19 protein-coding genes and 3 pseudogenes are annotated in these 24,484 nt (G+C 57.8%); 18 read left to right on the top strand and 4 right to left on the bottom strand.

All coding sequences use genetic code 11. The features are described from left to right. The first annotated feature begins 7 nt into the window (after positions 1-7). The 11 genes and pseudogenes from U5A65_RS01835 to U5A65_RS01785 all read left to right on the top strand — a co-directional run bounded on the left by U5A65_RS01835 (position 8) and on the right by U5A65_RS01785 (position 16,062). A complete protein-coding gene (locus U5A65_RS01835; RefSeq protein ID WP_321945276.1) occupies positions 8-964 on the top strand; it encodes a fumarylacetoacetate hydrolase family protein in 957 nt (318 codons plus the stop codon). Continuing rightward, positions 961-2,955, top strand: a complete 1,995-nt coding sequence (locus U5A65_RS01830) for an acyl-CoA synthetase (RefSeq protein ID WP_321945275.1) — start codon at positions 961-963, stop codon at positions 2,953-2,955. Before U5A65_RS01835 ends, U5A65_RS01830 begins: the two co-directional genes overlap by 4 nt. A gap of 544 nt (positions 2,956-3,499) precedes the next feature. After that, positions 3,500-4,204: an OmpW/AlkL family protein gene (locus U5A65_RS01825; RefSeq protein ID WP_321945872.1), complete on the top strand. Its 705-nt coding sequence runs from the start codon at positions 3,500-3,502 to the stop codon at positions 4,202-4,204. A 76-nt stretch (positions 4,205-4,280) separates the two neighbouring features. Beyond that, a complete protein-coding gene (locus tag U5A65_RS01820) occupies positions 4,281-5,195 on the top strand; it encodes a VOC family protein (RefSeq protein ID WP_321945274.1) in 915 nt (304 codons plus the stop codon). Between the two features lie 105 nt (positions 5,196-5,300). Further along, positions 5,301-8,279, top strand: a complete 2,979-nt coding sequence (locus tag U5A65_RS01815; protein ID WP_321945273.1) for a molybdopterin-dependent oxidoreductase — start codon at positions 5,301-5,303, stop codon at positions 8,277-8,279. Between the two features lie 10 nt (positions 8,280-8,289). After that, complete coding sequence (locus U5A65_RS01810) at positions 8,290-9,153, top strand: 4Fe-4S dicluster domain-containing protein (protein WP_321945272.1); 864 nt, start codon at positions 8,290-8,292, stop codon at positions 9,151-9,153. A 259-nt stretch (positions 9,154-9,412) separates the two neighbouring features. Further along, complete coding sequence (locus U5A65_RS01805) at positions 9,413-10,069, top strand: TetR/AcrR family transcriptional regulator (RefSeq protein WP_321945271.1); 657 nt, start codon at positions 9,413-9,415, stop codon at positions 10,067-10,069. Between the two features lie 127 nt (positions 10,070-10,196). Next, positions 10,197-11,117, top strand: a complete 921-nt coding sequence (locus U5A65_RS01800) for a LysR family transcriptional regulator (protein ID WP_321945270.1) — start codon at positions 10,197-10,199, stop codon at positions 11,115-11,117. Between the two features lie 500 nt (positions 11,118-11,617). Then, positions 11,618-14,554 (top strand): Tn3 family transposase, encoded by a 2,937-nt coding sequence (locus U5A65_RS01795; protein ID WP_321945269.1) that lies wholly within the window; start codon positions 11,618-11,620, stop codon positions 14,552-14,554. A 168-nt stretch (positions 14,555-14,722) separates the two neighbouring features. After that, positions 14,723-14,905, top strand: a pseudogene (locus U5A65_RS01790) (H-NS family nucleoid-associated regulatory protein); the annotation flags it as partial. Between the two features lie 98 nt (positions 14,906-15,003). After that, positions 15,004-16,062, top strand: a pseudogene (locus tag U5A65_RS01785) (IS630 family transposase). 372 nt (positions 16,063-16,434) lie between these two features. Here U5A65_RS01785 and U5A65_RS01780 read toward each other — a convergent pair. Further along, positions 16,435-17,343 (bottom strand): LysR family transcriptional regulator, encoded by a 909-nt coding sequence (locus tag U5A65_RS01780; RefSeq protein ID WP_321945268.1) that lies wholly within the window; start codon positions 17,341-17,343, stop codon positions 16,435-16,437. Positions 17,344-17,439: 96 nt separating this feature from the next. Between U5A65_RS01780 and U5A65_RS40900 the strand changes: the two genes are divergently transcribed. The 5 genes and pseudogenes from U5A65_RS40900 (at position 17,440) to U5A65_RS01760 (ending at position 20,460) form a co-directional block, all read left to right on the top strand. Beyond that, the gene (locus U5A65_RS40900; RefSeq protein WP_415764032.1) at positions 17,440-17,640 is read left to right on the top strand and encodes a DMT family transporter; all 201 of its coding nucleotides are present in this window, start codon (positions 17,440-17,442) and stop codon (positions 17,638-17,640) included. Continuing rightward, entirely contained in the window at positions 17,610-17,888 is a 279-nt protein-coding gene (locus U5A65_RS01775; RefSeq protein WP_321945267.1) for a DMT family transporter, read from the top strand. Before U5A65_RS40900 ends, U5A65_RS01775 begins: the two co-directional genes overlap by 31 nt. A gap of 137 nt (positions 17,889-18,025) precedes the next feature. Then, positions 18,026-18,526: a DinB family protein gene (locus U5A65_RS01770; protein WP_321945266.1), complete on the top strand. Its 501-nt coding sequence runs from the start codon at positions 18,026-18,028 to the stop codon at positions 18,524-18,526. Positions 18,527-19,353: 827 nt separating this feature from the next. Further along, positions 19,354-19,543: pseudogene (locus U5A65_RS01765) on the top strand (IS256 family transposase); the annotation flags it as partial. A 41-nt stretch (positions 19,544-19,584) separates the two neighbouring features. Then, entirely contained in the window at positions 19,585-20,460 is an 876-nt protein-coding gene (locus U5A65_RS01760; RefSeq protein WP_321945265.1) for a hypothetical protein, read from the top strand. A 316-nt stretch (positions 20,461-20,776) separates the two neighbouring features. Here U5A65_RS01760 and U5A65_RS01755 read toward each other — a convergent pair whose 3' ends face one another. Then, on the bottom strand, positions 20,777-20,983 hold the full coding sequence (locus U5A65_RS01755) for a hypothetical protein (RefSeq protein ID WP_321945264.1): 207 nt from the start codon (positions 20,981-20,983) through the stop codon (positions 20,777-20,779). A gap of 346 nt (positions 20,984-21,329) precedes the next feature. Between U5A65_RS01755 and U5A65_RS01750 the strand changes: the two genes are divergently transcribed. Next, a complete protein-coding gene (locus U5A65_RS01750) occupies positions 21,330-21,725 on the top strand; it encodes a helix-turn-helix domain-containing protein (RefSeq protein ID WP_321945263.1) in 396 nt (131 codons plus the stop codon). Between the two features lie 5 nt (positions 21,726-21,730). Then, entirely contained in the window at positions 21,731-22,138 is a 408-nt protein-coding gene (locus tag U5A65_RS01745; RefSeq protein WP_321945262.1) for a hypothetical protein, read from the top strand. Between the two features lie 700 nt (positions 22,139-22,838). Here U5A65_RS01745 and U5A65_RS01740 read toward each other — a convergent pair. Continuing rightward, positions 22,839-23,195: a hypothetical protein gene (locus tag U5A65_RS01740; RefSeq protein WP_321945261.1), complete on the bottom strand. Its 357-nt coding sequence runs from the start codon at positions 23,193-23,195 to the stop codon at positions 22,839-22,841. Positions 23,196-23,437: 242 nt separating this feature from the next. Then, positions 23,438-24,301, bottom strand: a complete 864-nt coding sequence (locus U5A65_RS01735) for a hypothetical protein (protein ID WP_321945260.1) — start codon at positions 24,299-24,301, stop codon at positions 23,438-23,440. Positions 24,302-24,484 lie beyond the last annotated feature (183 nt).

Below are 24,484 nucleotides of genomic sequence, written 5' to 3'. Positions count from 1 at the left end.
ATTAGAAATGGCAGTTCACGTTCTGCATTACCTGCATGATGGTCATGCCCAGTGGGGCGTCGTTGCCGATGGCGCGATCACGCCGATACCCGGCGCATTCAGGACCACCGCCGAATTCATCCAGGCGAACCCGGTCGAGCGGCTGCTTTCGCTGGGCGGCACGACGATTCCCGAGTCGCAGGTGCAATGGCTTTCGCCGGTGACCGTGAATCAGCAGTTCGTCTGCCAGGGAGCGAACTATCGCCAGCATATGATCGAGTCCGGCATGGACCCGGACGCGAAGAAGTTCAATATGATCTTCACGAAGGCGGCGAGCTGCATCGTTGCGGCTGACTCGCCGCTCGTGAAGCCGAAAGAGGTGCGATTCCTCGACTATGAAATCGAACTCGGTCTCGTCCTGAAGCGCGATATCACCTCCCGCGTCACCGTGACGGACGAGAACCTGCACGAGTTCGTCGCGGGTGCCGTGATCGTCAATGATTACTCGGCACGCGACATTCAGATTCCGCAGATGCAGTTCTACAAGGGCAAGAGCTACCGGACGTTCGGGCCGGTCGGTCCATACCTGTGCCTGCTGCAAAAGGAAGAAATCGCGAAGCTGGGCGAGCTCGTGCTGGCGCTGACGGTAAACGGCACTTTGCGTCAGACTGACACCACGGCCGGTCTGGTCTATGGTCCCGCGGAGACGCTGACTGAGCTTTCTGGCGTCCATGATCTGCACACCGGTGACCTGCTCGCGACCGGCACGCCGTCCGGTTGTGCGCTGATCATCCCGTCGCCCGAAAAGCAGCGCGCGGCCGCACAGCTGCCTGAAGCGGAAAAATGGAGTCTGTTCATGAATCTTCAGGCTGAGCGGACCCAGTACCTCAAGGTCGGCGACGTCGTGGAGTCGCGTATCGTCAGCCCCGACGGCTCGATCGATCTTGGTGTCCAACAAAATCGCGTAGTCGCGGAGGCTCCGTGAAAGGCGTCGCGAACATCCAGGACATCGACGCGATCGAAGCCTACGGACAACCTGTTGGTCTCCCTACTAATACGTACGAGACGATCTGCCGGGGTGCGTCCATTGATCCGTCTGCGCCGGCGCTATCGTTCTTCGCAACCGCGGACAGCTACGCAAGCCCGGAGCGCTGGACGTACAGCGACCTGGTGCGCGACATCACGCGCACTGCGAACATGCTGTCGCGACTGGGTGTACAGCGAGACAAGGTCGTCGCCTATGTATTGCCGAATCTTCCCGAAACGCATTTTGTGATCTGGGGAGCCGAGGCCGTCGGTATTGTCTGCGCGATCAATCCACTGCTCGAAGGCGACGCGATCGGCGAGCTGCTCGATGCATCGGGAGCCAGCGTCCTTGTCACGCTGGCACCGTATCCCGGCACGGACGTGTGGACCAAAGTGCAACCGGCCTTGCACAAGGTTGCCTCGCTCAAACACGTCGTGCTGGTCAACCTCGCCGAGCATGTGCCGGGCGACCAACGATTTGCCGCCCGAATGCTTCACCGCGGCGAGTGCGCACGGTTGCATGGCGAGGAGGGCGTGCGAGGCGCCGTTCCCTCGCAGATTGCCGTCCATGACTTCGGCGAAGCAATGGCACGCGAGCCTGGCACAGCGCTTTTCAGTTCGCAGCCAGCGAGCATGGACGACGTATCGTCGTATTTCTGCACGGGTGGCACCACGGGCTCGCCCAAGATCGCGATGCGCCAGCACGGCAACGAAGTGGCCAATGCCTGGGGCGCCGCGCAGTTCTTTGGTGAAAGCGTCGGTCCGGGCAAGACGATGTTCTGCGGATTGCCGCTTTTTCATGTCAATGCCGTGATGGTGACGGGGCTGCTGCCGTTTTCGCGCGGCGCACATGTCGTTTTGGGCACGCCCCAAGGTTATCGCGCAGAAGGTGTCGTCAAGCGCTTCTGGGACATCGTCGAGCATTACGGCATCAATTTTTTCAGTGGCGTGCCGACGCTTTATGGATCGCTGCTGGACGTTCCCGTTGCCGGTCGCGACATCAGTTCGCTCGAATACGCGCTGTGCGGAGCCGCGCCGATGCCGGTGGAATTGCTGCGTGCGTTCCAGACTCGAACTGGTATCAAGATCCTCGAAGGCTACGGCCTCACGGAAGGCACCTGCATTAGCAGCGTCAATCCGCCGCTCGGCGAACGGCGCGTCGGCTCGATCGGCCTTCGTCTCCCGGGCCAGGCCATGAAAGCGGTGGTGGTCGATGAGGCAGGCCATTATATGCGGGACTGTGTGGCGGACGAGGTGGGTCAACTCCTGATCTCCGGCCCGAACGTGTTCGTCGGCTATAAGCGCACGGAGCAGAACAGCGGCATCTGGATGGACCTTGCGGATGGCAGCAGGTGGCTCAATACCGGGGATCTGGGACGCCGCGACGCAGAGGGCTACTTTTGGCTCACCGGCCGAAAGAAAGAGCTGATTATCCGGGGCGGACACAACATCGATCCTGCAGCAATCGAAGAAGCGCTGCATCGCCATCCCGCGGTCCAGATCGCCGCAGCAGTGGGGCGTCCCGATATACACGCGGGTGAACTGCCGGTCGCCTATGTCCAGCTAAAGACGGGCACAACGGTGAACGAAGCACAAATCGCCGAGTTCCTGCGTGACGAGATCAGTGAGCGTGCTGCGTTCCCCAAAGCAATACGCATCGTCGATGCGATGCCCCTGACCGGCGTCGGCAAGATCTTCAAGCCAGCCCTGAAGCGGCTGGAAATATTAGACGCTTTGCAGTCGGCGCTCGCGGATGCCGGTGTCGAGGGCGCAAGAGTCGGCATCGCCCAAGACACCTTGCGTGGGATTTCAGTTCAGGTCGAAATTCCGGACGCGGCATTCGCATCGTTGGCCATTTCCGCGCTCGGTCGTTTTCCGTTCCCGGTTTTCGTTTCTGTCGCGGCTCGCGTTGACGGCATCGCATCAGAGACGCATAGCGTATCTACGTGACGCGATCTTTGTCACAGGTTAGTTTGGTGGGGAAGAAGATGGGTAGTCCATCAGAGAGGTCCTTGCGTTCGCTCGTTGAAAAGTGGCTAGCGCCAACTTCCGATACTCCGGTGCGCGTCACCCGGGTTGGTCGTGCGCAGTCGCATCAGGGAACCTGTGTGCATATCGAGCTGCTTTTGCCGACAAAACCTGTTGGGCTCTTCTTTTTCCGGCACCGCGATGGTTCGTGGTGTGTGTTCCCGCCCGAAGCTGAGCGCCTCGTGATGGGCGTTCACTAACCCGTAGAGCATTGGGTTAAACGTGGTAACTGCACGGTAACGCAGGGAGGGAACCTGCAGACATTCGCAATGCAGAGTTCATCTATGTAATCAGTAGAACTATGTGAATGTCGGGCAGATGATCTGGGATTCGCTCTGGATGTATGAGGTCCGAACAAACGATCCAGCGTAGCGGGCGGATCGAGCGTGCACGAAAAAAGATAACCAACCGATGAGACAGGAGAAGACACGTGAGGATTAACAGGAGACATGTTCGCCCTGCCGTAATGGCGGGGTATATCTGTTCGGCTGCACTTGCTGGAAATGCAAATGCTCAGTCGGCCGGAAGCTTTACACTGGCGACAGGGTGGCTGTACGTAGCGCCACAAGGTCATGCCACGCCGCTTACCCTAGAAAGCGTGGGCGGTATGCCGGTCAATCAGCAATTAGCGGGCACTGGTGCACACGCGTCGTCAACCAATACGCTCGGCATCACGACCGAGTACTACGTGACCGACCACATTGGCATCGCCACTCTCTTTGGCCTGCCACTAACAGTGAATCTGGTTGGAGACGGGACGCTCTCGAAGTACGGCACCCTCGGAACGACGAGGCCGATGCCGCCCGCCATCGAGCTTCGATATCACCTGTTCGAGGCTCAGTCGAAATTTCGTCCATTCGTTGGATTTGGCGTGAACTACACGTGGTTCACCCAGGTTCGCGCAACCAACAACCAGTTCATCACCGATAGTGTCGGTCCTGGCGGATCCATACACGCGACCCTCAGTGCGTCATGGAACCCCGTCTTCGAGGTCGGGGCAAGCTACGCGTTTGCCAAACACTGGTCGGTCGGAGCGTCAGTTGGCTACATGCCGATTCAGACGCACATGACCATATACGGACAGACGGCAACCGGAACGCAGATCGTTTCGAAGTCGACGCTCCGGATCGAACCCATTAACGTTTTTGTGAACGTTGCCTACACATTCTAGCGGGGACGACCAGCGTCCCCAGATATCAATCGCGGCGGCGGGTTGTGCCGCCAATGTATCAATCGCGAGATTTTCCATGCTCATCGACGACATTGAATACGTCATTTTTCGCCACCCGGACCTGGCTGCCGTTCGCGACTTCATGGTCGATTACGGTTTGCTGGATCTGAAACAGGGCGGCGACACGTTTTATCTGCGTTGCTACGGGGACGCGCCTTTCTCCTACGTCTCGACAGAGGGCGAAGCGGCGTTTGTTGGCGTCGGCTTCCGTGTGAGATCGCGCGAGGCACTCGATACGTTGGCGGCCCGCCTGGACTCGCCCGTGACTGATTGCCCGCATCCGGGTGGAGGCCTGTACACGGTGGGGACCGATCCGGACGGCCGTCGGCTGGAGTTCGTGTTCGGCGCCGAACGTCCCCCAGTGGTTCCGTCGGACGGGGCTCCGATCGCGTGGAATGACGCCCATGCCAAAAACCGGCAGGGCAACTTCCAGCGCCCGGCCTTCGGCCCGTCGCACATCCAGCGGCTTGGCCATGTGGCCGTTTTCTCGCCAGACCCGCAGGGACTGATCTCGTGGTACCGCGACAATCTCGGAATGCAGCCCTCGGAACTCATCTACCAGGGGGATGAGAAAAACGTCGTAGCCGCCTTCATGCACCTGGAAACAGGCGCGAAATGGACCGACCACCACACACTGGCCATTGTCGGCGGCAAGACGGCGGGCCTCGACCACGCCTCATTCGAATGCCGCGATATCGACGACGTGGGCATCGGCCACATGGTCATGGCCGACAAGGGCTACAAGCACCGCTGGGGCATCGGCCGCCATTTCCACGGCAGCCAGATTTTCGACTACTGGACCGATCCCGCTGGCTTCCATATGGAGCATTACGTGGACGGAGACCTGGTCAACAGCGACTCGCCGACCCTCAGCTATCCGTTCGGACGAGAGACGTTGCTGCAATGGGGCCCGGCCTTCCCGGGTCTTTAAGCCACACAGCTATGACCGCGCCCGACCGCGCCGCTTGAGCGCTCGGGAGAGCCGGTTCGTATTGCCCTGATGCTTGCGCCTGGGCAGCCTTTCATTGGATTAAAAGTGAAACGACAGATCCTGAAGACCATTCTTCTTGCCATGCCCAAGGTCCTTGATCTGACGGCACGCCGCTTCCCCGCCTACCGCGATCGTCTGAAGGAGCGCGATCTCGTCGCGTGGATCGGACTCGTGGATGAAAGTATCGGTCGGGTCATCAAGCTCAAGAACGGCCGCATTCGGTCGTGCGCCGGAACGCATCCGAAGCCCGACGTGCGCATGCAGTTCAAGGATGTCGCCACCGCCTTGAAATTCCTTTCGCCCAGTCCCGACTACATGGATATCATTCATGCGGCGAAGAATTTCAAGGTGGTCACTGAAGGCGACGATGAACTCCTCGTTTGGTTCATGCAAACGCTGAGCATGATGCAAACCATCAGCCTGCAGATGGGCACGCCCATGCGGGACGGCACACACCGCTATACCACCTGCACCAACGGCGGCCCATTGTTCGTCTATGTGAAGGATGGACGCATCGTTCGCGTCACGCCCATCGATCTCGACAACAAGGATACGCCGAGCTGGGAGATCGAGGCGCGCGGACGCCGTTTCAGCCCGCCACGGCGCGGCCTCGTCGCACCGCATGCGCTGTCGATCAAGTCGCTTGTCTACTCGGACAAGCGCATCCTCCATCCGATGAAGCGGGTCGATTTCGATCCCGATGGGGAACGCAACCCGCAGAACCGTGGTAAGTCCGGCTATGTGCCGATCAGTTGGGACGAGGCGTTGGACATCGTCACCCGGGAAATCAACCGGCAAAAGCGTGTCCACGGGCCGGGTTCCATTACCTTTCCGATGTCGTCGCACCATCAGTGGGGCAATATCGGCTACTACCTCAGCGCACTGACGCGCTTCGCCAATCTGATCGGCTTTACACGGGTGGCCGCGAATCCGGACAGCTGGGAAGGATGGTACTGGGGTGCGATGCACCACTTCGGCAACTCCATGCGCGTTGGCGTGCCATCCGGCTATGGCGGCATCGAGGATTGCCTGAAGGAAGCCGAAATGATCGTTTTCTGGTCCTGCGACCCGGAAAGCACGAACGGCGCCTACGCAGGATTCGAAGGTACACCGCGGCGTCTATGGGCCAAGGAACTGGGAATCGAGTTCGTCCATATCGATCCGCATTGCAATCCGACAGCGCAGCTGCTGGGCGGCCGGTGGATTCCCATCCGGCCGCAAACGGATGCGGCCCTCGCCACTGCGATCATGTACGTGTGGCTCGAGGAGGATTTGTACGATAAGGAGTACGTCGCGAAGCGGACCACCGGGTTCGATGAGTGGGGAGCCTACCTGTCAGGCAAAACGGATGGCATACGAAAGACCCCCGAATGGCAGGAGCTGGAGACAGGCGTGCCCGCCAAGGACGTTCGTGCGCTCGCGCGTCTCTGGGGGAAGAAGAAGGTCTATCTTGCCGTCGGGATGACGGGTGCGGGATTCGGCGGGGCCGGACGCGGAGCAACCGGGGCACAGTGGGCGCGCTGCATGATCATGATGATGGCGATGCAAGGCTGGGGCAAGCCGGGTGTGAATTTCGGCTGTCTGCAGGTTGGTGCGCCGCATGACCTGCATTTCTACTTTCCGGGTTACGCGGATGGCGGCATGTCGGGCGACCTTGCGTGGACCGCGAATGCCGTGAACAACTATCAGCGCATGCCGCACATACTGACCATGAATCCGGTCAAGCAGATGGTCCCGCGGCAGCAGCTGCCGGATGCCATCATCGACGGGCACGCGACGGGGTATCTCTGGGACGGTATGTCTCAGGAAGCGCAGTTCGCGCCGTTCAGCTACCCGATGCCGGGCTACTCGCCGATCCACATGATCTATCGCTATGGTGGGTCTGCCTTCAGCACCGTCACCAGGTCCGGTCGCTGGGTGGACGCCTACCGGCATCCCAGCATCGAATTCGTGGTCAATCAGTCGATCTGGATGGAGGGCGAGGCCCAATTCGCCGACATCATTCTGCCGGCATGCACGTCGCTGGAGCGATGGGATATCGGTGAATGGTCAAACTCAGGCGGCTACGCGCATCATGGCTTCAACACCGTGAACCACCGCATGATCACGATGCAGCACAAATGCATTGAGCCTCTCGGCGAGTCCCGCTCCGACTACGACATCTTCACGGCTATTTTGTCGCGTCTCGGCCTTGGCGGCGTTTTCACCGAGGGATGCGGTGAACTCGACTGGGTCAAGCGCGTGTTCGCATCGTCCGATCTGCCGGATCACATTTCGTGGCGCGAATTCTGCCGCAAGGGCTATTTCGTCGTTCCCCCCGAAAAGCCGGAATTGCGGCACCCGGTGGACATGCGCTGGTTTGCGGAAGGACGGTGCAAGGACCTGCAGGAACCGCATCCGATGCCGTCGCAGTACGCCGAAAAGTTCGGCATGGGGCTGCAGACGCCCAGCGGCAAGCTGGAGTTCGTGCCTGAGTTGCTGAAACGGCACACGGCGGACAACCCGGAGCGGCCGCCGCTGAACCGGTACATTCCGTCCTGGGAAGGACAGCGTTCAGAACTGGCTCAGCGCTATCCGCTGCAACTGATCGCCACACATAGCCGGTACAGTTTTCACACGCATTGCGACGGGAAGAACTCGTCCGTCAACACTGTCGAAGATCACCGCGCGTTGATCGGCGGCCATCGCTTCTGGCTGCTTCGGCTCAGTCCCGCCGACGCGGGGGAGAGGGGTATCGCCCATCGCGACCTCGTCAAGGTATACAACGAGCGGGGAGCGGTCATCTGTGCGGCGGACGTATCCCAGCTCGTCACTGCCGGTGTCGTCAAGTCGTACGAGGCCAGCGCTGAATTTCAGCTGATCGAAGTCGATGGCGACCGCGTCGAAATAGGCGGCTGCATGAACCTGCTGACCCCAGACCGGCCCCAGACCGCGGGCACAAGCAGCATGAGTCCGAATTCATGCCTCGTGCAGGTTGAAAAATGGAAAGGCGCCGAAGCTTTCTTGCTCGGTTGCGCAGCATGAGGAGTATGTGATGAGCAAGTGGAATCTGATTATCAAGGTCGGGCAATGCGAGAACTGCAACAACTGCGTCATCGCGGCACGTGATGAGCACGTTGGAAACGATTTTCCTGGCTACTCCGCGCCCGCCGCGGCCGGCGCAGAAAGCCCCATTCGCATCCTGCGCCGCGTGCAGGGCGATGCTCACATGGTTGAAACGACGTACCTGCCGGTGATGTGCAATCACTGCGACGAAGCGCCATGCATGCGGGTCGGCGGCGACGCGATCCGAAAGCGCACCGACGGTATCGTCATCATTGATCCAGACAAGGCGCGCGGCCGCAAAGATATTGTCACCTCCTGCCCGTACAAGGCGATTGTCTGGAACGAGGAACTCCAGGTGCCGCAGACCTGGATCTTCGACGCTCACCTGCTCGATCAGGGTTGGCAGCGTCCGCGATGCGAACAGGCGTGTCCCACTGGCGTCTTCGAGGCCGTCAAGCTCGATGATGCCGCGATGGCAGAAAAGGCCAGGCGCGAAGGGCTCGAGGTTCTACGACCAACTCTCGGCACGAGGCCTCGCGTGTGGTACAGCGGCCTTAACCTTTGGCAAAGCTGCTTCGTAGCCGGCAGTATCAGCGCCCAGGTGGACGGCGTGATTGAGTGTGTCGCTGGCGCCGAGGTCATCCTGTATTCAGACGACCGGAGGTTTGCCGAAACGGTCTCTGACACGTTTGGCGATTTCCGGTTCGGCGGCCTCGCGAAAGGCAGCGGCACGTACCGGATCTATATTCGTCATGCACTCGGCGAAGCATCACGGGAATGCAAGCTTGGCGAAAGTGTGTTCCTGGGCGACATCAGCCTTGTAGGCTCGACCAACTCGGTCGGGGTCGTCTGAGGCTGAAAAGGGCGCCGTTGCCTGAATGGGCAGACCGGTTGTGCTGTCGCTTTCTTTGGTGAGCCATAAGGAGCCTTGGAGGAGCTTCCGTGCAACCGACTGTAACGCAAATTGACAGTTTGATCACTTATGAGTTTAATATCTATTGTCGTTGGATGGAGGTCTGTGCAGAGGTCGACGGTCATTATGCGAAACCTCCATCTGACAGTCTCGCCTATTTCTGCAGGCGTAGACGCCACCTTCACCCGTAAGCTACGCCATGAAACACGAACGCATGACGCGTGCCCGCAGAAAGGAGCAGACGCGCGAGCGACTGTTTGACGCTGCCCGTCAGATGTTCCTCGAGAAGGGTGTTGCAGCAACGAGCGTTGAAAATATTACCGCGACGGCCGGTTACACACGCGGCGCGTTCTACTCGAATTTTCAGTGTAAGCAGGAACTGCTGGCCGAGCTGTTGCGGCGCGATGATGAAAAGGCGCGCGCTGCTTTACGGGCAGTCATCGAAGCGGAGGGGGCATCGCACGAGGCGAAGGTGCGCGCGTTGGCCTGTTACGGCAGCCATTTATTGCAAAGCGATGTCTTTCCGCTTTGGATGGAAGCCGGGCTTCACGCCTGCCGTGACAGTGAGTTTCGGGAGTACGTCAACGGGTTGCAGCAACACAAGCTGGAAACGATGGCGGCCTGTATCCGTTCATGGATGCAGTGCGAAGAACATGGGTTGGGGGTGCGACCGGAACGCCTTGCCCTCGGGCTCCTGAGCCTTTGCGACGGCCTGCAATTGCACAGAATCTCCAACCCGGACGAAGTCAACGACCGGGTAGTTCAGGAGACGCTAGCCGGCTTTTTGTCGTGCCTCTTCAGGCTTCCTCACGACGCGGACGCGGGACCATCCGTTCCCTTCGGCGGTCGCGTCTGAATGAGGAGAACTGACTGATCGAGGTTCGCCCGCGCACGGCGAAACAGATATCAGAGGCGCAGCGGAAATGATCGGGCCGATCCGCGCTATTGCTTAGAGGGAAACGTGAAGGACGAGAAGTCGGAAGATGGAATATATCGCTAGCTTACGCCTGTTTCGCACGATCGTGGAGGTCAAGAACTTCAGACGTGCCGGTGAGATGTTGGACCTTTCGCCATCAGTCGTTTCGAGGGCGATTGTGGCTCTCGAGGAGCGACTGGGCGCGCGATTGTTCCATCGTTCTACGCGCCAGTTTTCGCTCACGGACGCGGCGGAGCGGTTCTATAGCGGATGTTGTCAGATCCTCGACGACCTGGACAATCTCGAAGCTTCAACGGCGGGTCACGGCCGGGTGCCAACGGGCGTATTGCGCTTGGTCGCTCATACGACGGCTGCACTGACCTGGCTCGCGCCGCTGATCGCTGCGTTCAGGAAAAAGCATCCCAACGTCACATTGGATATCACACTGACGGAGCGCCCCGTTGACCTTACGGCCGATGGCTATGATCTCGGCATCGTGCTGCCGTTCATGCTGGCGACGGACCTGGCCGTAACACGACTGCTGCGGCGTCTGCCCCTGGCTATCGTTACCACGGAAGCTTATCTCCATGGGCGTCGCCGGCCGAGACACCCCGCCGACCTCGCTGAGCATGTGTTTGTCGCCGTTCCCCCATCGATGCACAAACCATCCGTCACTTTCCGCGTCGGTCAGCAAGACGTCGCTGTCCCGATCAACTACGAGATCGCGTCAAATAACCCGATACTCAATCGCGATATCGTGCTAGAGGGAGTCGGTATCGGCTTACTTCCGATCACGCTCGTCGATGAGTATATTCAGACCGGGCGGCTCGTGCGCTTACTCGAAGACTTCGAGATCAGTGACGACGCAGCGGAGATCAGATTGGCGTACATCGGTCGCGCACTGTTGCCCGCGAAAGTCAGGGCATTCATCGATCACTGCACCGGGTTCTTCGAGGCAGGCATGCAGGGGTGTGCTGCTGATCGCTGATAGCGGGGTGCGAAGTCGGGCGCGCCTCAGGCTCAGGTGTGTCCGCGCCATCTTGTCTATCTCGGCTATCGGCGTAATTGTGACGGGCTAGCATCCGGGAGAACCAGGGCCGTCGCCTCGCTTGGCCCCGGTGCCGGACTGGAGCTCCCTGTAGGAGCGCACTCATGCATAAGGTGTCCATCCTGGTTCTTGATCGCCGTCTCAACTGTTCAAAGCTAGCCGTTGCGGTGAAATTGGTTTTCGGAATGGCGCGCGGTTTGTTCCATTTTTCGATTTAACATAAGTAAAGTTATCAACCTCGAATTTGGGATGTGATTATGTCAACTGGGCGTCATATCGCGACCCGACATGCTTCCCGCGTTATGTTAATTTCGAGAGCCGTGATCGGGCACCTTCCTTAGTCGCTGCGCCTTCAACGCGGCATCCCGATTTCTACCGTGGCACCGATGATTTTGCGTCGCTACGCTTGTCCGCTCACGTCATCGACGCGGAGCTGCCCGATGGATCACTGGCGACTGGCATATCTCGGGATCCGGCAGGTACCGCGCGAGCTGAGCGAATTTGAGCTCAGCACATTCTTTACTTTTTCAAAACGCGAGCGCACTCAGATCGATTCGCGGCGCACCGATCTTTACCGGTTGGCCATCGCGCTGCACGTCGGTTTCCTGCGAATGACCGGTCGGCCGCTTGATTCTTACAGGCAGATCCCAACCATTCTCTGGCGACACCTTGGCCAGCAGCTTGGTGTCCAGCCGCCGGACGTTGGGACGCTGCGGTCGATCTACGACGGTAACTTCAAGACGCTGTCGGACCACCAGGGCTTCGCAAAAACCATCGTAAGTTTCCGGTCGATCGCCGAACATCAGCGTCGGTATGTAATTCGCTGGCTCAAGGAACAGCTTACCGGCCGCCCAGAGCGCGGCCAGCTAATGAGCGATCTGAAGCGCTGGTTTTACGAACATCGTATCGTCATACCGCCAGATCGCAGCCTGAGGCAGTTCGTCGTTCAGGCCGTACACGATATCGAGGACTCGCTGCACGGGACGCTTGAGCAGGCGCTCGGCATCGACAAGCTCGAAAGCTGGGCGCGTCTCCTGGCTCAGCCTCATGGAGACCACACGAGTCTGCAGCGATGGCTGTGGGCTGTCCCGCTTCGTGGCTCGACCCACCAGATGAGTGAGGTGCTCGACAAGATCAAGCTGCTCACGATGCACGGTGTGGCCAACGGTTGGCCAGCCGGGTGCAACGATGCGATCGTGCGGTATTACGCGCGGCGCTGCGCCAGCCGGCCACCTTCGATCAGCAAACGCATCGAGCCGCACGGCCGACGACTTGAAGCGGCGTGTTTCATGCGTTATGCGCTTTGTACCTCGACCGATCAGGTACTCACAATGTTGCGTCGCTGGGTGCTAAGAGTCGTCAACGATGCGTCACGTGACATTGAAACCGCTCGATTGAAAGCCGCAGACCAGCTTCGTGAATTCGCCCTCGCAGTAAAGGCACTCGCGACTGACGTATCGCTCTCGCGTGAAGATCTCGGCAGAGAGCTTTGCGTGCTGGCAGATCAGATCCTCCAACCACATCCACCCAGCCGCCGCAGCGAGATCCGTCAGTGTCTGCTCCGGAAGCGCTACTACGCGCGCAACCTGCTGATGCGTATCGTCCAGTTGCCGTTCGAGGCCGAGACTGCTCATCCGGTGCTGGATGCGATCATTTTGCTGCGAGGTCTCTACCGACGCCACGCCTACCTGTTGCCCGACGGCGTAAGCATCCGGCTTGGGCGCGCCTGGCGTGAATCGATCGAAGGTTACGACCGCCTGAAGGCGATGGTGGCTTTCGAATGGGCCACGCTTTTTGCGTTGCGCGTCGCTCTACGCAACGGCACGATCTTTGTCGAGCACAGCTTTTCCTTCCGGAGTCAGGCACATATGCTGATCCCGGCCGAAGAGTGGCGGACGAAGCGGAACAACTTGTATGGGCATCTTGGGCTGCCGCAGGACCCTCAGGAGTTTCTGGGTCCGGTTCTGGCCCATCTCGACCAGCGCCTTGATCTGCTGGATCGTGCAGCGGATGAAGGCAGGGTGCACATCGATACGGCGGTGCATCTCGATCCATTGGAAGCCCAGCCTGAAAACGTCGAAGCCGATCGCCTGCGACGCGCTATTTTTGAGGCCCATCCGCCCGGCCAGCTACCGGAGATCATCCTCGAAATCGACAGCGCAACGCGCTTCAGCTGGATCCTGCTTGGGCGCGAACCTCGATCGCGGGTCGAACTGCTCATGATGTATTCGGCTGTACTGGCGCACGGAACCTCGCTCTCGGCCGCGGAGATCTCCCGAATGGTCCCTGAGATTTCGCCGGCCGCCATCCGCCAGATGATGAAACGACTTGAGGATGAGAGAATGCTTCGGCTTGCTGCCGATGCGGTCCTCGAATTCATGCATGAGCATCCCGTCGCCGCTCACTGGGGCCGCGCCGATCTGGCATCCTCTGACATGATGTCGCTGGAGACGACTCGAACAGTATGGCAGGCGCGTGCCGATCCGCGGCGCCGCACCGCATCCATCGGGATGTACACGCACGTGCTCGATCGATGGGGCATCTTTTACGATCAGCCCATCGTGTTGAACGAGCGTCAGGCCGGCGCCGCGATCGAGGGAGTCGTCCGGCAGAGTGCAGCCGGCGACATCGCGCAGCTCGCAGTCGACACGCATGGCTACACTGATTTCGCAATGGGTCTGGCACGGGCACTAGGATTCGATCTATGCCCTCGCCTGTCACACCTTCGTGACCGACGGCTTCATGTCCCTCGAAACCATGAAGTCCCACCGCAACTGGCTGCGGTCACTGACCGCGATGTGAGGCTCGAGCTCATCGTGGATGTCTGGGACGAATTTGTCCGGATCGCCTCATCCATACGTTCCGGAAAATGTACTGCAGTCGACGCCCTGGCTCGCTTCGGATCAGCAGCGCGTGGGCAGGCCGTATATGAGGGCGGCGTTCACATCGGACGCCTGTTCCGAAGCATCTTTCTGATCGACTATTTTACGAATGCCCCGTTCAGGGCGGAGATGCAGCATGTCCTGAACCGTGGAGAAGCAGTCCACAACGTTCAACGCGCGATCCATATCGGCAAGATACCTGTCGAACTGGCACGCCGTCACGAATCACTCTCGGCGGTTTCTTCCGCGCTGACACTCCTCTCGAATATCCTGATGGCGTGGAACACCACCCACATGCAACGAGCCCTTGAAGAAATACTGGCTACGACGGGCAAGGCACTGGAATCTGAACAGTTGAGAAGAATCGCGCCGACACATCTGGAGGGGATCAACTTGCGCGGGACGTTCAATTTTCCGGTGGCTCGATACGCGCACCGAATCCTTCCGAGTCTCGAGGGTGATCCGCACGCTTCGACCGCAAGTCGCCGAGCCTGAACTGAAGTCCAAAACGCTGAATCGATAATGCAAACAGCGTCTGCAGCGCACGGGGTAGTCAGCAGGAGTTTGATTTGAAACGAAATTTATACAGGGCCGCAAGGCAGTCCCGCGCCAGGCATAGGTGTGCCTAACCGGAAATCTGCACGAAAATCAAGGGCACCCCAATATGGGTTTACGGAGCGGGACATTTTCGGTCGCGGGCGGGGCCGCCCGCGAAGGACTGCCGCGGGTGTCTTGCCGCCCAAATATCGTCATCCGAAGACGGGGGCGACGTGGTCGGGCAGGGGACGGGCGCCTGACTGGATCAAGAACGCAAAGAACCGCGACAGGTTTCTGATCTCGCCCTGAAGGACCGCTTCGGTGGCAAGGCAACGGGCAACCTGCCCACAAATTCGGAAACCCGACTAGTCCATTGAACCAATGAAATTGCACTGATCTAATAGTGCATGGGCAAAATGAATCTGAGTGAGACCGTGCGCGAAGAACTGATGTCGATGCAGCGCAGCCGCACGATGGCCGTTGGCCAGGTCAGGCGTGCGCGGTTGATCCTGCTGCTCGACGAAGGTGCCTCGCGCGCGGCGATCATGACTGAATTGCGATGCGATTCGCGTTTCATCACAACGTGGCAAACGCGCTTCACCAGTGAGCGTTTGGCTGGCCTGTTCGGCAGACATCTAGGCCGGGCGCCGCGACCTGACCTGGCGGGCCTTGAAGCGAGAGTGATCGACTACACGCTGCGACGCAAGCCGGCCGACGGCCCGACGCACTGGAACAGCCGCAAACTGGCGGCACAGTTGGGCATGGCCTTCATGACCGTGCAACGTATCTGGCGCAAGCACGACATTCGGCCACATCGTCTCGATACCCACATGGTGTCCAACGATCCCGACTTTGAGGCCAAGGCAGCCGATGTGATCGGGCTGTACCTGAATCCGCCGTTGCACGCCGTGGTGTTCTGCGTGGACGAGAAGACGGCCATCTAGGCGCTGGATCGCAAGGACCGGATGTTGCCGCTCTCGCCCGGGCGTGCCGAGGGTCATGGCTTTGAATACAAACGCAACGGCACCCTGAGCCTGTTCGCCGCATTGAATGTCGCCACCGGTGAAGTGCTGGGCAAAACTGCGCCACGCCATACCAGCGCCCAGTTTGTTGCATTCCTCGCCGAGGTGGTATCGGCCCAGCCACGCGGAAAGGAGATTCACGTGATCTGCGACAACGTGAGCAGCCACAAAACTGACGGCGTTCAAACATTTATGGATGACCATCCGAAGGTCTCAATACATTACACCCCCACATATTCGTCATGGCTGAATCAGGTCGAGAACTGGTTTTCCCGCATCCAGCGAGACGTCATTGCGCGTGGCGTATTCACCAGCACCAAGGATCTCGACAAAAAGCTCATGCGTTATATACGTCAATACAACAAGCAGGCACTCCCATTGAAATGGAAGTACTCCGATCTATCACGGAGAATCCGGTGCAATTCATCCGGGTCAATGGACTAGTTTCGCTATTCACACGCCGTCGGGACGAAGACTCTCGCTTTCGCAAAGGCGAACAGCTGCACAGTCGAGGCTGAGAGTTACGGTAGCTCCTGCGGGCGATTGCGCAGGAGGAGCGTGGTTCACGGCGCCAAACCCAATGGGTCATATCGACCCACAACTGCCCTTCGACAGAATGCAACCGCCAAGGCAGCTTCCAAACTGGAATAGCTGGCTCACGGCGTGCCGGGCACCCACTAACACGGAGACGGCGTCGAGGACCGGCCGGTTTCGGCGCCAACGGACATTCGAAGCGGCAGATAACCTTTTCTGCATTTAATCCGGGGGTATCAAGCTTCGGCCCACGCTGTAGATTCGACGCACGGGTCGAGCGCTTCAGCGATAGTCGATAGATTTTGACATCACCGCATCGCGTTCGGCCTTCAGAAGATCGATGAAGCGTGCTGCGAGGCTATCTGGTGGCCTCCCGCCCGGCCGGATAAGCATCGTCTCAATGGGCAAACGAGGCTGGAAGGGCCTCAGCACGATCGGCAAACCGGTCAATTCGCGGGCCGGCAGCGGGTCGACAATGGCGACTCCCATCCCTTCCGCCACAAGGCCGCACCGCGCTGCCGTGTACTGCGCCATCAGGACAAAGCGCGGCTCAATGCCCGCGCGCATAAATGACTCCTCAATCGACTGCTGGAAAATACCTGGGGTACCTGCGATCAAAGGGACGCCCACAAGATCGGACACGGTGATGGTCCGTTTGCGAGCCAAAGTGTGCCGCTGTGGCAGCACACACACCGCGTCGACGGTAAGGAAAGTTTCGCACTCGACACCGGGGTAGCCAGAGCGCGGCCGCACGAGGCCAATGTCGCACTGCCCAGTCGAAACCCGTGACCAGATCGTGTCGGGACTTGGCACATGAAGCGAGACACGCACTCCAGAACTCGCCAAATCTAATTTTCGGATCGCGCGTGGCACGAACCGGGAGGCTAGCGATGGCTGGCATGCCAGACGCAACAACCCGGTTCCGATTTCCCTTATTTGACGCCCCGCCTGAATTAGCTGATCGAGCCCGGCATAGGTACGCTCGACTTCGCGCAAGAATGCTTCTCCCTCCTTTGTCGGCAATGCGCTTCCATGCCCTCGTACAAATAGCGGAAAACCAAGGTCCTCCTCGAGCCGCGCAATTGCGCGACTGACATGAGGCTGTCCGACGCCAAGCGCTTGCGCTGCTCTCGTCATGCCTCCGTGACGCATCACGGCACGAAACAGGTCGATATGGGCCGGGTTCATCATGCCTCATTTGCATGGAAACTGTAAATTCCGGCATTTGACAGCATGTGCCGGCGTAGCGTCAAATCGCAGTGACGAATCCGGGAAAGGTAATCGCCGATGCCCAGCGTGCTCTTCTTTTCGACCCTCACCATTCTGGCTGGGGCCAGCGTGGCTGTTCAGCAGGTACTGAACGCGAGCCTCCGCGCCGCCCTGAACTCGGCCGCCTGGTCGGGCTTCGTGAGCTACTTCGTCGGGGTCACCTGCATGGCGCGCTGCTCGCGCTTGCCATGCGCGATCCCATCCCTTCTATGGCCGTAGCGGGGCGCATCCCCTGGTGGGCGTTTAGCGGCGGACTATTTGGCGCAATCTTCATCGCCCTAGCCATCTTGCTTATCCCGACGCTCGGAACGGCGACCTTTGTCGTCCTGCTTGTGACCGGTCAGATGCTCGCATCGGTGACGATCGACCATTTCGGATGGTTGGGCCTTCCGGAACACCCAATTGATCTTCCTCGTCTCATCGGGACCGCGCTCCTGATCGGGGGATGTGTGCTCATACGGCGGTAAGAGGGCACCATGAATCGACGCGAACATCACGACGCGCGTGAACCGTTTGTCCAGATCCGCGCAAGAGCTTCGGTCGACCACAGGCCAGAACCGTGCGGCAGATAAAAAACTATTGCTGAACACAGCCAGGAGGTTTCATGAGAGCCACACAAACTCTTACTCGCTATAAAGCCTGGGCGGACGAGCTATTTCTGTCAGTTGTCGCTTCCGTTCCCGCTGCAGAGCTTACCGCACCGCGACCAATCAGTTTTCGCAGTCTGATTGGGACGCTCAACCATTCGTATCTGATGGACTACGTCTGGAAGTGTCACCTGCTTGGCAAGCCTCACAATCTGACTACGCGCAATCCCGAGAACTGGCCGACATTCGAGGAATTAGCGATTAACCAACAGAGCATTGACGAGTGGTACATGAGCTACGCCGATGCGGCTACGGAGGACGAACTGGCAGAAACTGTGCAATTTGAGTTCATTGGCGGGGGTACAGGACGCATGACTCGTCGGGACATGGTTTTGCACGTCGTCAACCACACGACCTACCATCGTGGCCAGGCAGCGGCCATACTTTACACGCTCGACATATTCCCGCCAGCCACCGATATGCCGGTGTTTCTTCGGCAGCTGTCTGTGAGTCGCTGACAGCATTATTCGGTTTGGTGCCGGTCGCGGGTGTCGCAGCGATTCGCGCAACCAGAGGCTGTTATGTACGTTGCCTGAGAGATGGGGCAGTAGAAGGGGCAACGGTTAGCCGAAAAACGAAAAGCCAACGTTGTCGATAGGTACCCTTGCTAACTGAAAGCGGTCGTTCATACAACATCTGCAAGTAACTGGAAGTGGCCGCCATCTCCCAGATGTAGTCGTCCCTGGTCGACCCACTTCTGCCGGTCGAACCGGCCTGTCCCCAACGGCGGTTTCCAAAGTACAACTGCCGTTTGAGTGACAAGATCGGCCAGCCGAGTCCGAGCCATCGGCAAAGTGCTGAGTAGAAGCGATTTGCGGTCCGCTTTTACAGCCCGCGGACTCCTAATCCTTATGGCATGAGTTGGACTTCTACGCCACCCGTGGTCGTCGGCGGGGTGGGACACGGTTAATCCTGCCTGCTGACGGGAACTGGGTATCAGTCTTCCAGGCGATCCTCGGTCCTGTCACTCAGGCGGCCGCTTAATTCTGCACTTGTTAGTTGCGTGTGCAACGAATAACGAATAAGATCGGGATCCGCCGCATCGATAAGACAAAACAAGACGGGGACCAAATTGAGAAAACGGGGATTCGGGGCCGCACTGCTCGGCCTAGCGGTTGCTACGCCTGCGTTGGCCGATCCGGTCATAACGCAGTCTGCGACAGATCAAGCATCGGTCCTCACGGCGCAAGACGCTGCCGCCCGAATTAAGGACGCTTTGTCGAGTTGCGCCATCCCTATTCGATTAACTATCGCGCCTGCCATCCGCGTATCAGCAGTCCCTGCCATGCCTGTACGGATCGGTAACGGCCTGATGATGGCCGATACCATCAATGCCGTGACGCTGACCCTCAAGAAGGCATTGATCGAGCGGACGCTGGGCGCTGAGATAGCAGGATCTGGGCTATCGGTCCGGCGCTGCCAAACCTGCCGCGGTCACTAACCAGCGAAACGGCACGGACGCAAAGACCGTTCTGGCCGTCTGCGAAATTTTCTTAACGCGTCTTATGGAGTCACTTTGGAAAATAGATTATCGAAAGCGGTCGCCGCAACGTTTTTGACTATTGGATTTGCTTTGAGTTTGGGCGGATGTGCTATTTCGCCGGCGGCTCAACAGAGAGCAAGGGAAGACGCGGCATTAAACAAGGCTAAGGTATATCCTTCCAGTTCGGCCTACACTTTCGCATTGAAGATTCAACGAAAAGACGAGACGACTAGCCAGGATTCGGTGGAGACGATCGCCGCAACAAGCAAGCATTACGGCATTGGAAATGAGGTATTGCGCTTTTGGAGATTGGATGAGAAAGACGGTGCGCCGCTGTACGTGAATATTGTGGATATTGATTCAATCCATTTTGACGCCACTGGAAAGGCAACGTCGTACGTAACGCTCAAGGGCGACGGCGCGCGTATCCCGGTTGCTTCTCCTGCTTCGTTTTTCGCATGCGACCGTAGGCAGGCTAGAACTTGCACTCGCTGGGGAGGGGGCATCGGCTTGACAAAAGTGCGTGTACGTGTCCTCCATGAAACATTAGTGACCAAAGAGACGACGTATAAGGATTTTAATAACCTGGCGCAAAACGTATTTGATTGGGATCTTTTTCCAGCGCAAGGCTCAAAAATCGTTGATGTATCCGTGTTGAAATTTGCCGATATTTCAAAGCTTTATGATGATACCATCGTGGCGTCCGAGAAAGCTGATTGCATTAAAAAGCAGGCCGAATTTGAAAAAGAACACGCGCAGGCCAAGGTGCGTCAGGAGGAAATACTTGCGAGGTTGCACGCGATTTCGCAGCAGCGCTTCCTTACTGCTAGCGAGCAGGTCGAATACCAAAGAGCAATGAGAATTGACGATCAGCATTTCTCATCTTTTTCGGAGTGCCACGTCGAATAGTGTGGCAGGCCGCTCGAGGTTAGATTTACCGGCATTCAGGCCACGACTTTGTATTTGAGTACGCCTACACATATCGACGAGAACTCAGCGCCTCCCGGCTGTCATGTAGCCGGGAGTTCCGCGCATGTATCGTCCTTAACGTGACAAGCTCAACATAGCCGATATAACTGGTAGACCTATCAACGTCTTCCTGAACCGGGGCGCCGAAAGGTCGTTTCACCAGTAGTGGATCATTCCCAATGTCTTACCCATAGGGATCTCTTTGATTTTCGCGCCGGCAGCCCCCGCTGCTGACGCACGTGGCGCCAGCAAAGGTTCACTGTCGATCGGCGGCGTCAATCTCACCGAGCTTGTTGACGGCGGCTAGATAGCGGTAAGTGGCTGCATTGAGTGCTGACGTCAGCAGCAGGATTTCGCCAGGTCTATCAGGATCCGTTCCCTCGCGAGCGTGACGTTCAAATTGACCTCGTGCGGCATGCATGTCCCGGTATGCGGCACAGAACTCCTCAAGCGTGCGGCCCATAACATTCACCTAACGATGTGATGCACGAAAGTGTGCGCCTCGAATCACAAACTGATCGCCGACGGCCGGCAGAAAAAGAACACTCGTAGGCGAGGCATTACTGGTCCGGATTCGGCATTCGCCGCGTCGGCGGCTCGCCCTGCCTGGCAACGTTCTCGGCGTTCGGCTTCTCTGCACATTTCATGACTATTGCAAAGAATTCTTTCTTTCGACTTTCAAGGATTCTCTGGTGAGCAAGTGCACGCGGTGCTCAACCGGATGGGGAAGATTCGCAGAACCTGGTTGCGCACGCGGGATATATCTGCAATTATTTTTGTAGCCTTAAACACGCAGATGGTTTGCGAACATGGAAGGAAAAACCGGGTTTCGCGGGCCGCCGTGGACAGACCGGCGCATTATCGCCGCGGAGATGCTGGAGGCGGGGCAGAGCATCCAGCAGGTAGCGGCAGCACTTAAGCTTAGCCCTGCTACGGCTCGCCGTTATGCTGCCCTGTTCAAGGCCGGCGGCAAGCATTCGCTTTTACGGTTGAGAGACGTCGGGCGCCGCAGGCAGCTTACTGCAGAGGGTCTGAGTTGGCTCATCGCCGCGATCAAGCATGCACCTGCACTTCACGGATTTCCGACTCCACGCTGGACCAGGGAGGCCATTGTCGAACTCGTCGAGCAGAAATTCGGCATCCGGTACTCGCGGTCACACATCAACCGCCTGATTCGCGACCATGGGCTGCAGGAACACTTTTGAGCGTCGTGAAAACTTCCGACGATGAAGCCCGTACCGAACTGCTGTGCTTCCTTGTGGTGGGCCAGTTCTTCGCTTTTGCGCGTGAGGGCGTCTGGTTGCGCACGGATCATCAGATCAAACCAGCGCAGAGCTGGATGAGTTCAAACGGCGTAGAGTGCGACCGGCTTGAGCGCGCGAGGCTGGTGGAGGCTGCGCGTGTGATCGCGGAGCAGGAAAGTGCGCGTCCGTTTCCGAAGGATGTTGCCGATCTGCACAAGCTCTTCAACCTGCGCACCGGATGGTATCCCGACTACCGATCGCCCGTCGTCCAGCGAATGCACGCGCTTTGTACGGCCTGGTTGAAACCCGGGACCGGCAAAGGGCGAGGTACACGAAAAAAACTGCCACTTCCGGGGGAATGCGGCGGCCTTTAAGCACTGTCTTCCAGTGTTGGGCGTCGCTGGAGATTGCGGGGGTGTCGGCGCAACCGGATTGAAAAGGTAGCAGGCGAACCACAATTCGCCCATGTTCCCAAACTTTATTGGGGATCACAGCGTGGATTTTGTGGTTGGGCAGTTCACAACCTGGGTCGCCTGTCAGGCATCGGCATGAAAAAGCCCGCCGATTCCGGGGGAATACGGCGGGGCAAGGAATCGAGAGCCGTTGCGATGGCTCTCGAGGGCTGGGCGCGCTTCGGGTGACGCGCGCCCGGTAGTGAAACTAGCAGGCACGCTTGATGATGTCCATACGATGATTCGACATGATTGATAGGTGTATATAAATCAAGCGCTTACGGTCTTGCCTGTAAACCGCTTTGTACCAGTCTCTTGTACTGCTGCTGTGCCGGGGAGGATGCCGCGGCGGGTCCGTCTCGGGCGGATCCACGCGCGGAATTCCCGGCTACATGACATCAGCCGGGATTTGAATTCGGTGGTCGATTTCATTCGCGCGGCGCGGCAGTCGCTGCGTGGAGCTATCGCTGATTCCGAAGGTGCAGACCGGCCATGAAGAATCTCGCACGCACTCTGCCCATCTGAGTGCCCGCTCGCTCCTCATCAATAGGATGCCTACCAGCCAGTGATCGCCGTGTCGACTGATCTTTAACCGAGTCGCGCCGAAATGGCGCCGGAAAATTTAGCTAGAAAGATTCAAGCGAGCCTTAATCTCTTCGCGCTGGCGCTTAATTTTCCCTTTCAGAAGAAGAGTTGCGAATAGGCAAATCAACCCGCCCGGTACGATACTGTAAAGTTGATCGACCCCGTAAATCTTCCAAAAAATAAAATAACTGATAAAGAAAATAATATTAAGTGCCGTCATTAAGCGGCCCAGCGGAGTCTTACGCTCCACGGTTTTTATCTTTTTTACCTGAGCCCAGTCTGCAACCCCGTAATCACGGAGAGCCCGCCTTCTGGTAATTTTTCGAGAATAGATGCTAACAACCAGTGCGAGAACCACTGCAGCGCCGACCATTACGTACAATCCAATGTCCATCTCAATCACCCTTTATTTATTGATTTTATATAACGAACATATCCAAGATCACACAAAGCACTCCTTTAATCTCTTTGTCATCTTTTGCGAATATCACCGCGGCGCCGCAATTCTTCTGTCCGAGGCGATCCGATGAATTTCGCCGTTGTTACAGCGAAAAGTTAAGAAATCACACTCCGACGATATTACGAATAAAAGCTGGGAAGCTAAACCGCTGGTATCGATCTCGTAGCTGGTCATACTTAATCTTCAGGTTGAATGCTTTTGATTAGCTGCTTCGCATCGACGATGGTATTAACGCTATCGAGGTACTTAGCAAAAACGAGCTGGGGCACAGCCTTTTGATCCGTCGGGAACAACGCGAGTTTTTGCATCCTAACGTCCAGTTCTCGCACCCCGACGCGCTTAAGATGATCAGCCGTTGGTAGATCGCCGCCCAGATCTCCCAACGAGGTTTTCCAAGTCAGCCTAATGCTCTTACCAGGACTGGGAATTTCATCGCAGATATTAGGGTAGACGTCTTTTTCAAAGTAAAGGCTGTCGTTCGAAATGTGGATTCCTTTTCCATCTTTTCCGTAGATGGTCGTATCCAGTTTGAAGGGAACGTCGCCAGTAAACATATTTTGAAATGCCGTAAATATGTTTTTATCCTCGCCCTTAGCTGCGCACTTAAACGTACGGCTCGAATTATTAGTAACATCGAAGGAAATTTCGGCAAGAAGTTGCCCATCATCTCCCGATATGTAGCCTATTTCAGGTTTGGATGTGACAAACTTACCAAGGGCAGCATCCAATTCTGCAACTTGTGGAAAATCGGACGAAATACTGGTTATCACCTTCTGGGCAGCATCGATCTCGCCATTCGCCTCTCCCTCAACCAACTTCTTAGGTGTAGTGGTGCCGTATTTGGCGTAGATACTACTGATCTGCATGTTTGCAGCGTAGTGATTGAAGGCCCTCTGCTGACGCGGAGTCATCTTCGCAAACGCGATATTAATATCCTTCTGGTATTGCTCGTCCGTGCTGCCATCCAACGAAGCATTCACGCCAGAACCACAGCCAGTTAGAAGGCCACAAATCGTTGCGACAACCAATCCCCTCTTCATATGTTTCCCCGTTTGGTGGCAAGCGCGAGCACAGTGGTCGCGACCTATTTATTTAGTGCGATCGTAACACGAGCGCACCACATTCGCCTCATGTACAAACGGCAGCGATGGGTCGGCACCCGGCCGATAACTCGCTGTGGCCCATTTGGCAGTGCGATGTTTCGTCGGCGTCCAGCCGACGTA

Source organism: Paraburkholderia sp. J10-1, assembly GCF_905220165.1.
Classification (GTDB): Bacteria; Pseudomonadota; Gammaproteobacteria; order Burkholderiales; family Burkholderiaceae; genus Paraburkholderia.
Note: the sequence above shows the minus strand (reverse complement) of the source record. Positions and strands in the feature narration are given on the sequence as shown.

What these genes read in the sequence shown, in the direction of transcription:
- U5A65_RS01740 (WP_321945261.1), bottom strand. Translation starts at nt 23,195, where the DNA reads ATGGACATTGGATTGTACGTAATGGTCGGCGCTGCAGTGGTTCTCGCA.
- U5A65_RS01780 (WP_321945268.1), bottom strand. Translation starts at nt 17,343, where the DNA reads ATGATGAACCCGGCCCATATCGACCTGTTTCGTGCCGTGATGCGTCAC.
- U5A65_RS01775 (WP_321945267.1), top strand. Translation starts at nt 17,610, where the DNA reads ATGCGCGATCCCATCCCTTCTATGGCCGTAGCGGGGCGCATCCCCTGG.
- U5A65_RS01820 (WP_321945274.1), top strand. Translation starts at nt 4,281, where the DNA reads ATGCTCATCGACGACATTGAATACGTCATTTTTCGCCACCCGGACCTG.
- U5A65_RS01825 (WP_321945872.1), top strand. Translation starts at nt 3,500, where the DNA reads ATGGCGGGGTATATCTGTTCGGCTGCACTTGCTGGAAATGCAAATGCT.
- U5A65_RS01755 (WP_321945264.1), bottom strand. Translation starts at nt 20,983, where the DNA reads ATGGGCCGCACGCTTGAGGAGTTCTGTGCCGCATACCGGGACATGCAT.
- U5A65_RS01795 (WP_321945269.1), top strand. Translation starts at nt 11,618, where the DNA reads ATGGATCACTGGCGACTGGCATATCTCGGGATCCGGCAGGTACCGCGC.
- U5A65_RS01770 (WP_321945266.1), top strand. Translation starts at nt 18,026, where the DNA reads ATGAGAGCCACACAAACTCTTACTCGCTATAAAGCCTGGGCGGACGAG.
- U5A65_RS01805 (WP_321945271.1), top strand. Translation starts at nt 9,413, where the DNA reads ATGAAACACGAACGCATGACGCGTGCCCGCAGAAAGGAGCAGACGCGC.
- U5A65_RS01735 (WP_321945260.1), bottom strand. Translation starts at nt 24,301, where the DNA reads ATGAAGAGGGGATTGGTTGTCGCAACGATTTGTGGCCTTCTAACTGGC.
- U5A65_RS40900 (WP_415764032.1), top strand. Translation starts at nt 17,440, where the DNA reads ATGCCCAGCGTGCTCTTCTTTTCGACCCTCACCATTCTGGCTGGGGCC.
- U5A65_RS01750 (WP_321945263.1), top strand. Translation starts at nt 21,330, where the DNA reads ATGGAAGGAAAAACCGGGTTTCGCGGGCCGCCGTGGACAGACCGGCGC.
- U5A65_RS01800 (WP_321945270.1), top strand. Translation starts at nt 10,197, where the DNA reads ATGGAATATATCGCTAGCTTACGCCTGTTTCGCACGATCGTGGAGGTC.
- U5A65_RS01835 (WP_321945276.1), top strand. Translation starts at nt 8, where the DNA reads ATGGCAGTTCACGTTCTGCATTACCTGCATGATGGTCATGCCCAGTGG.
- U5A65_RS01810 (WP_321945272.1), top strand. Translation starts at nt 8,290, where the DNA reads ATGAGCAAGTGGAATCTGATTATCAAGGTCGGGCAATGCGAGAACTGC.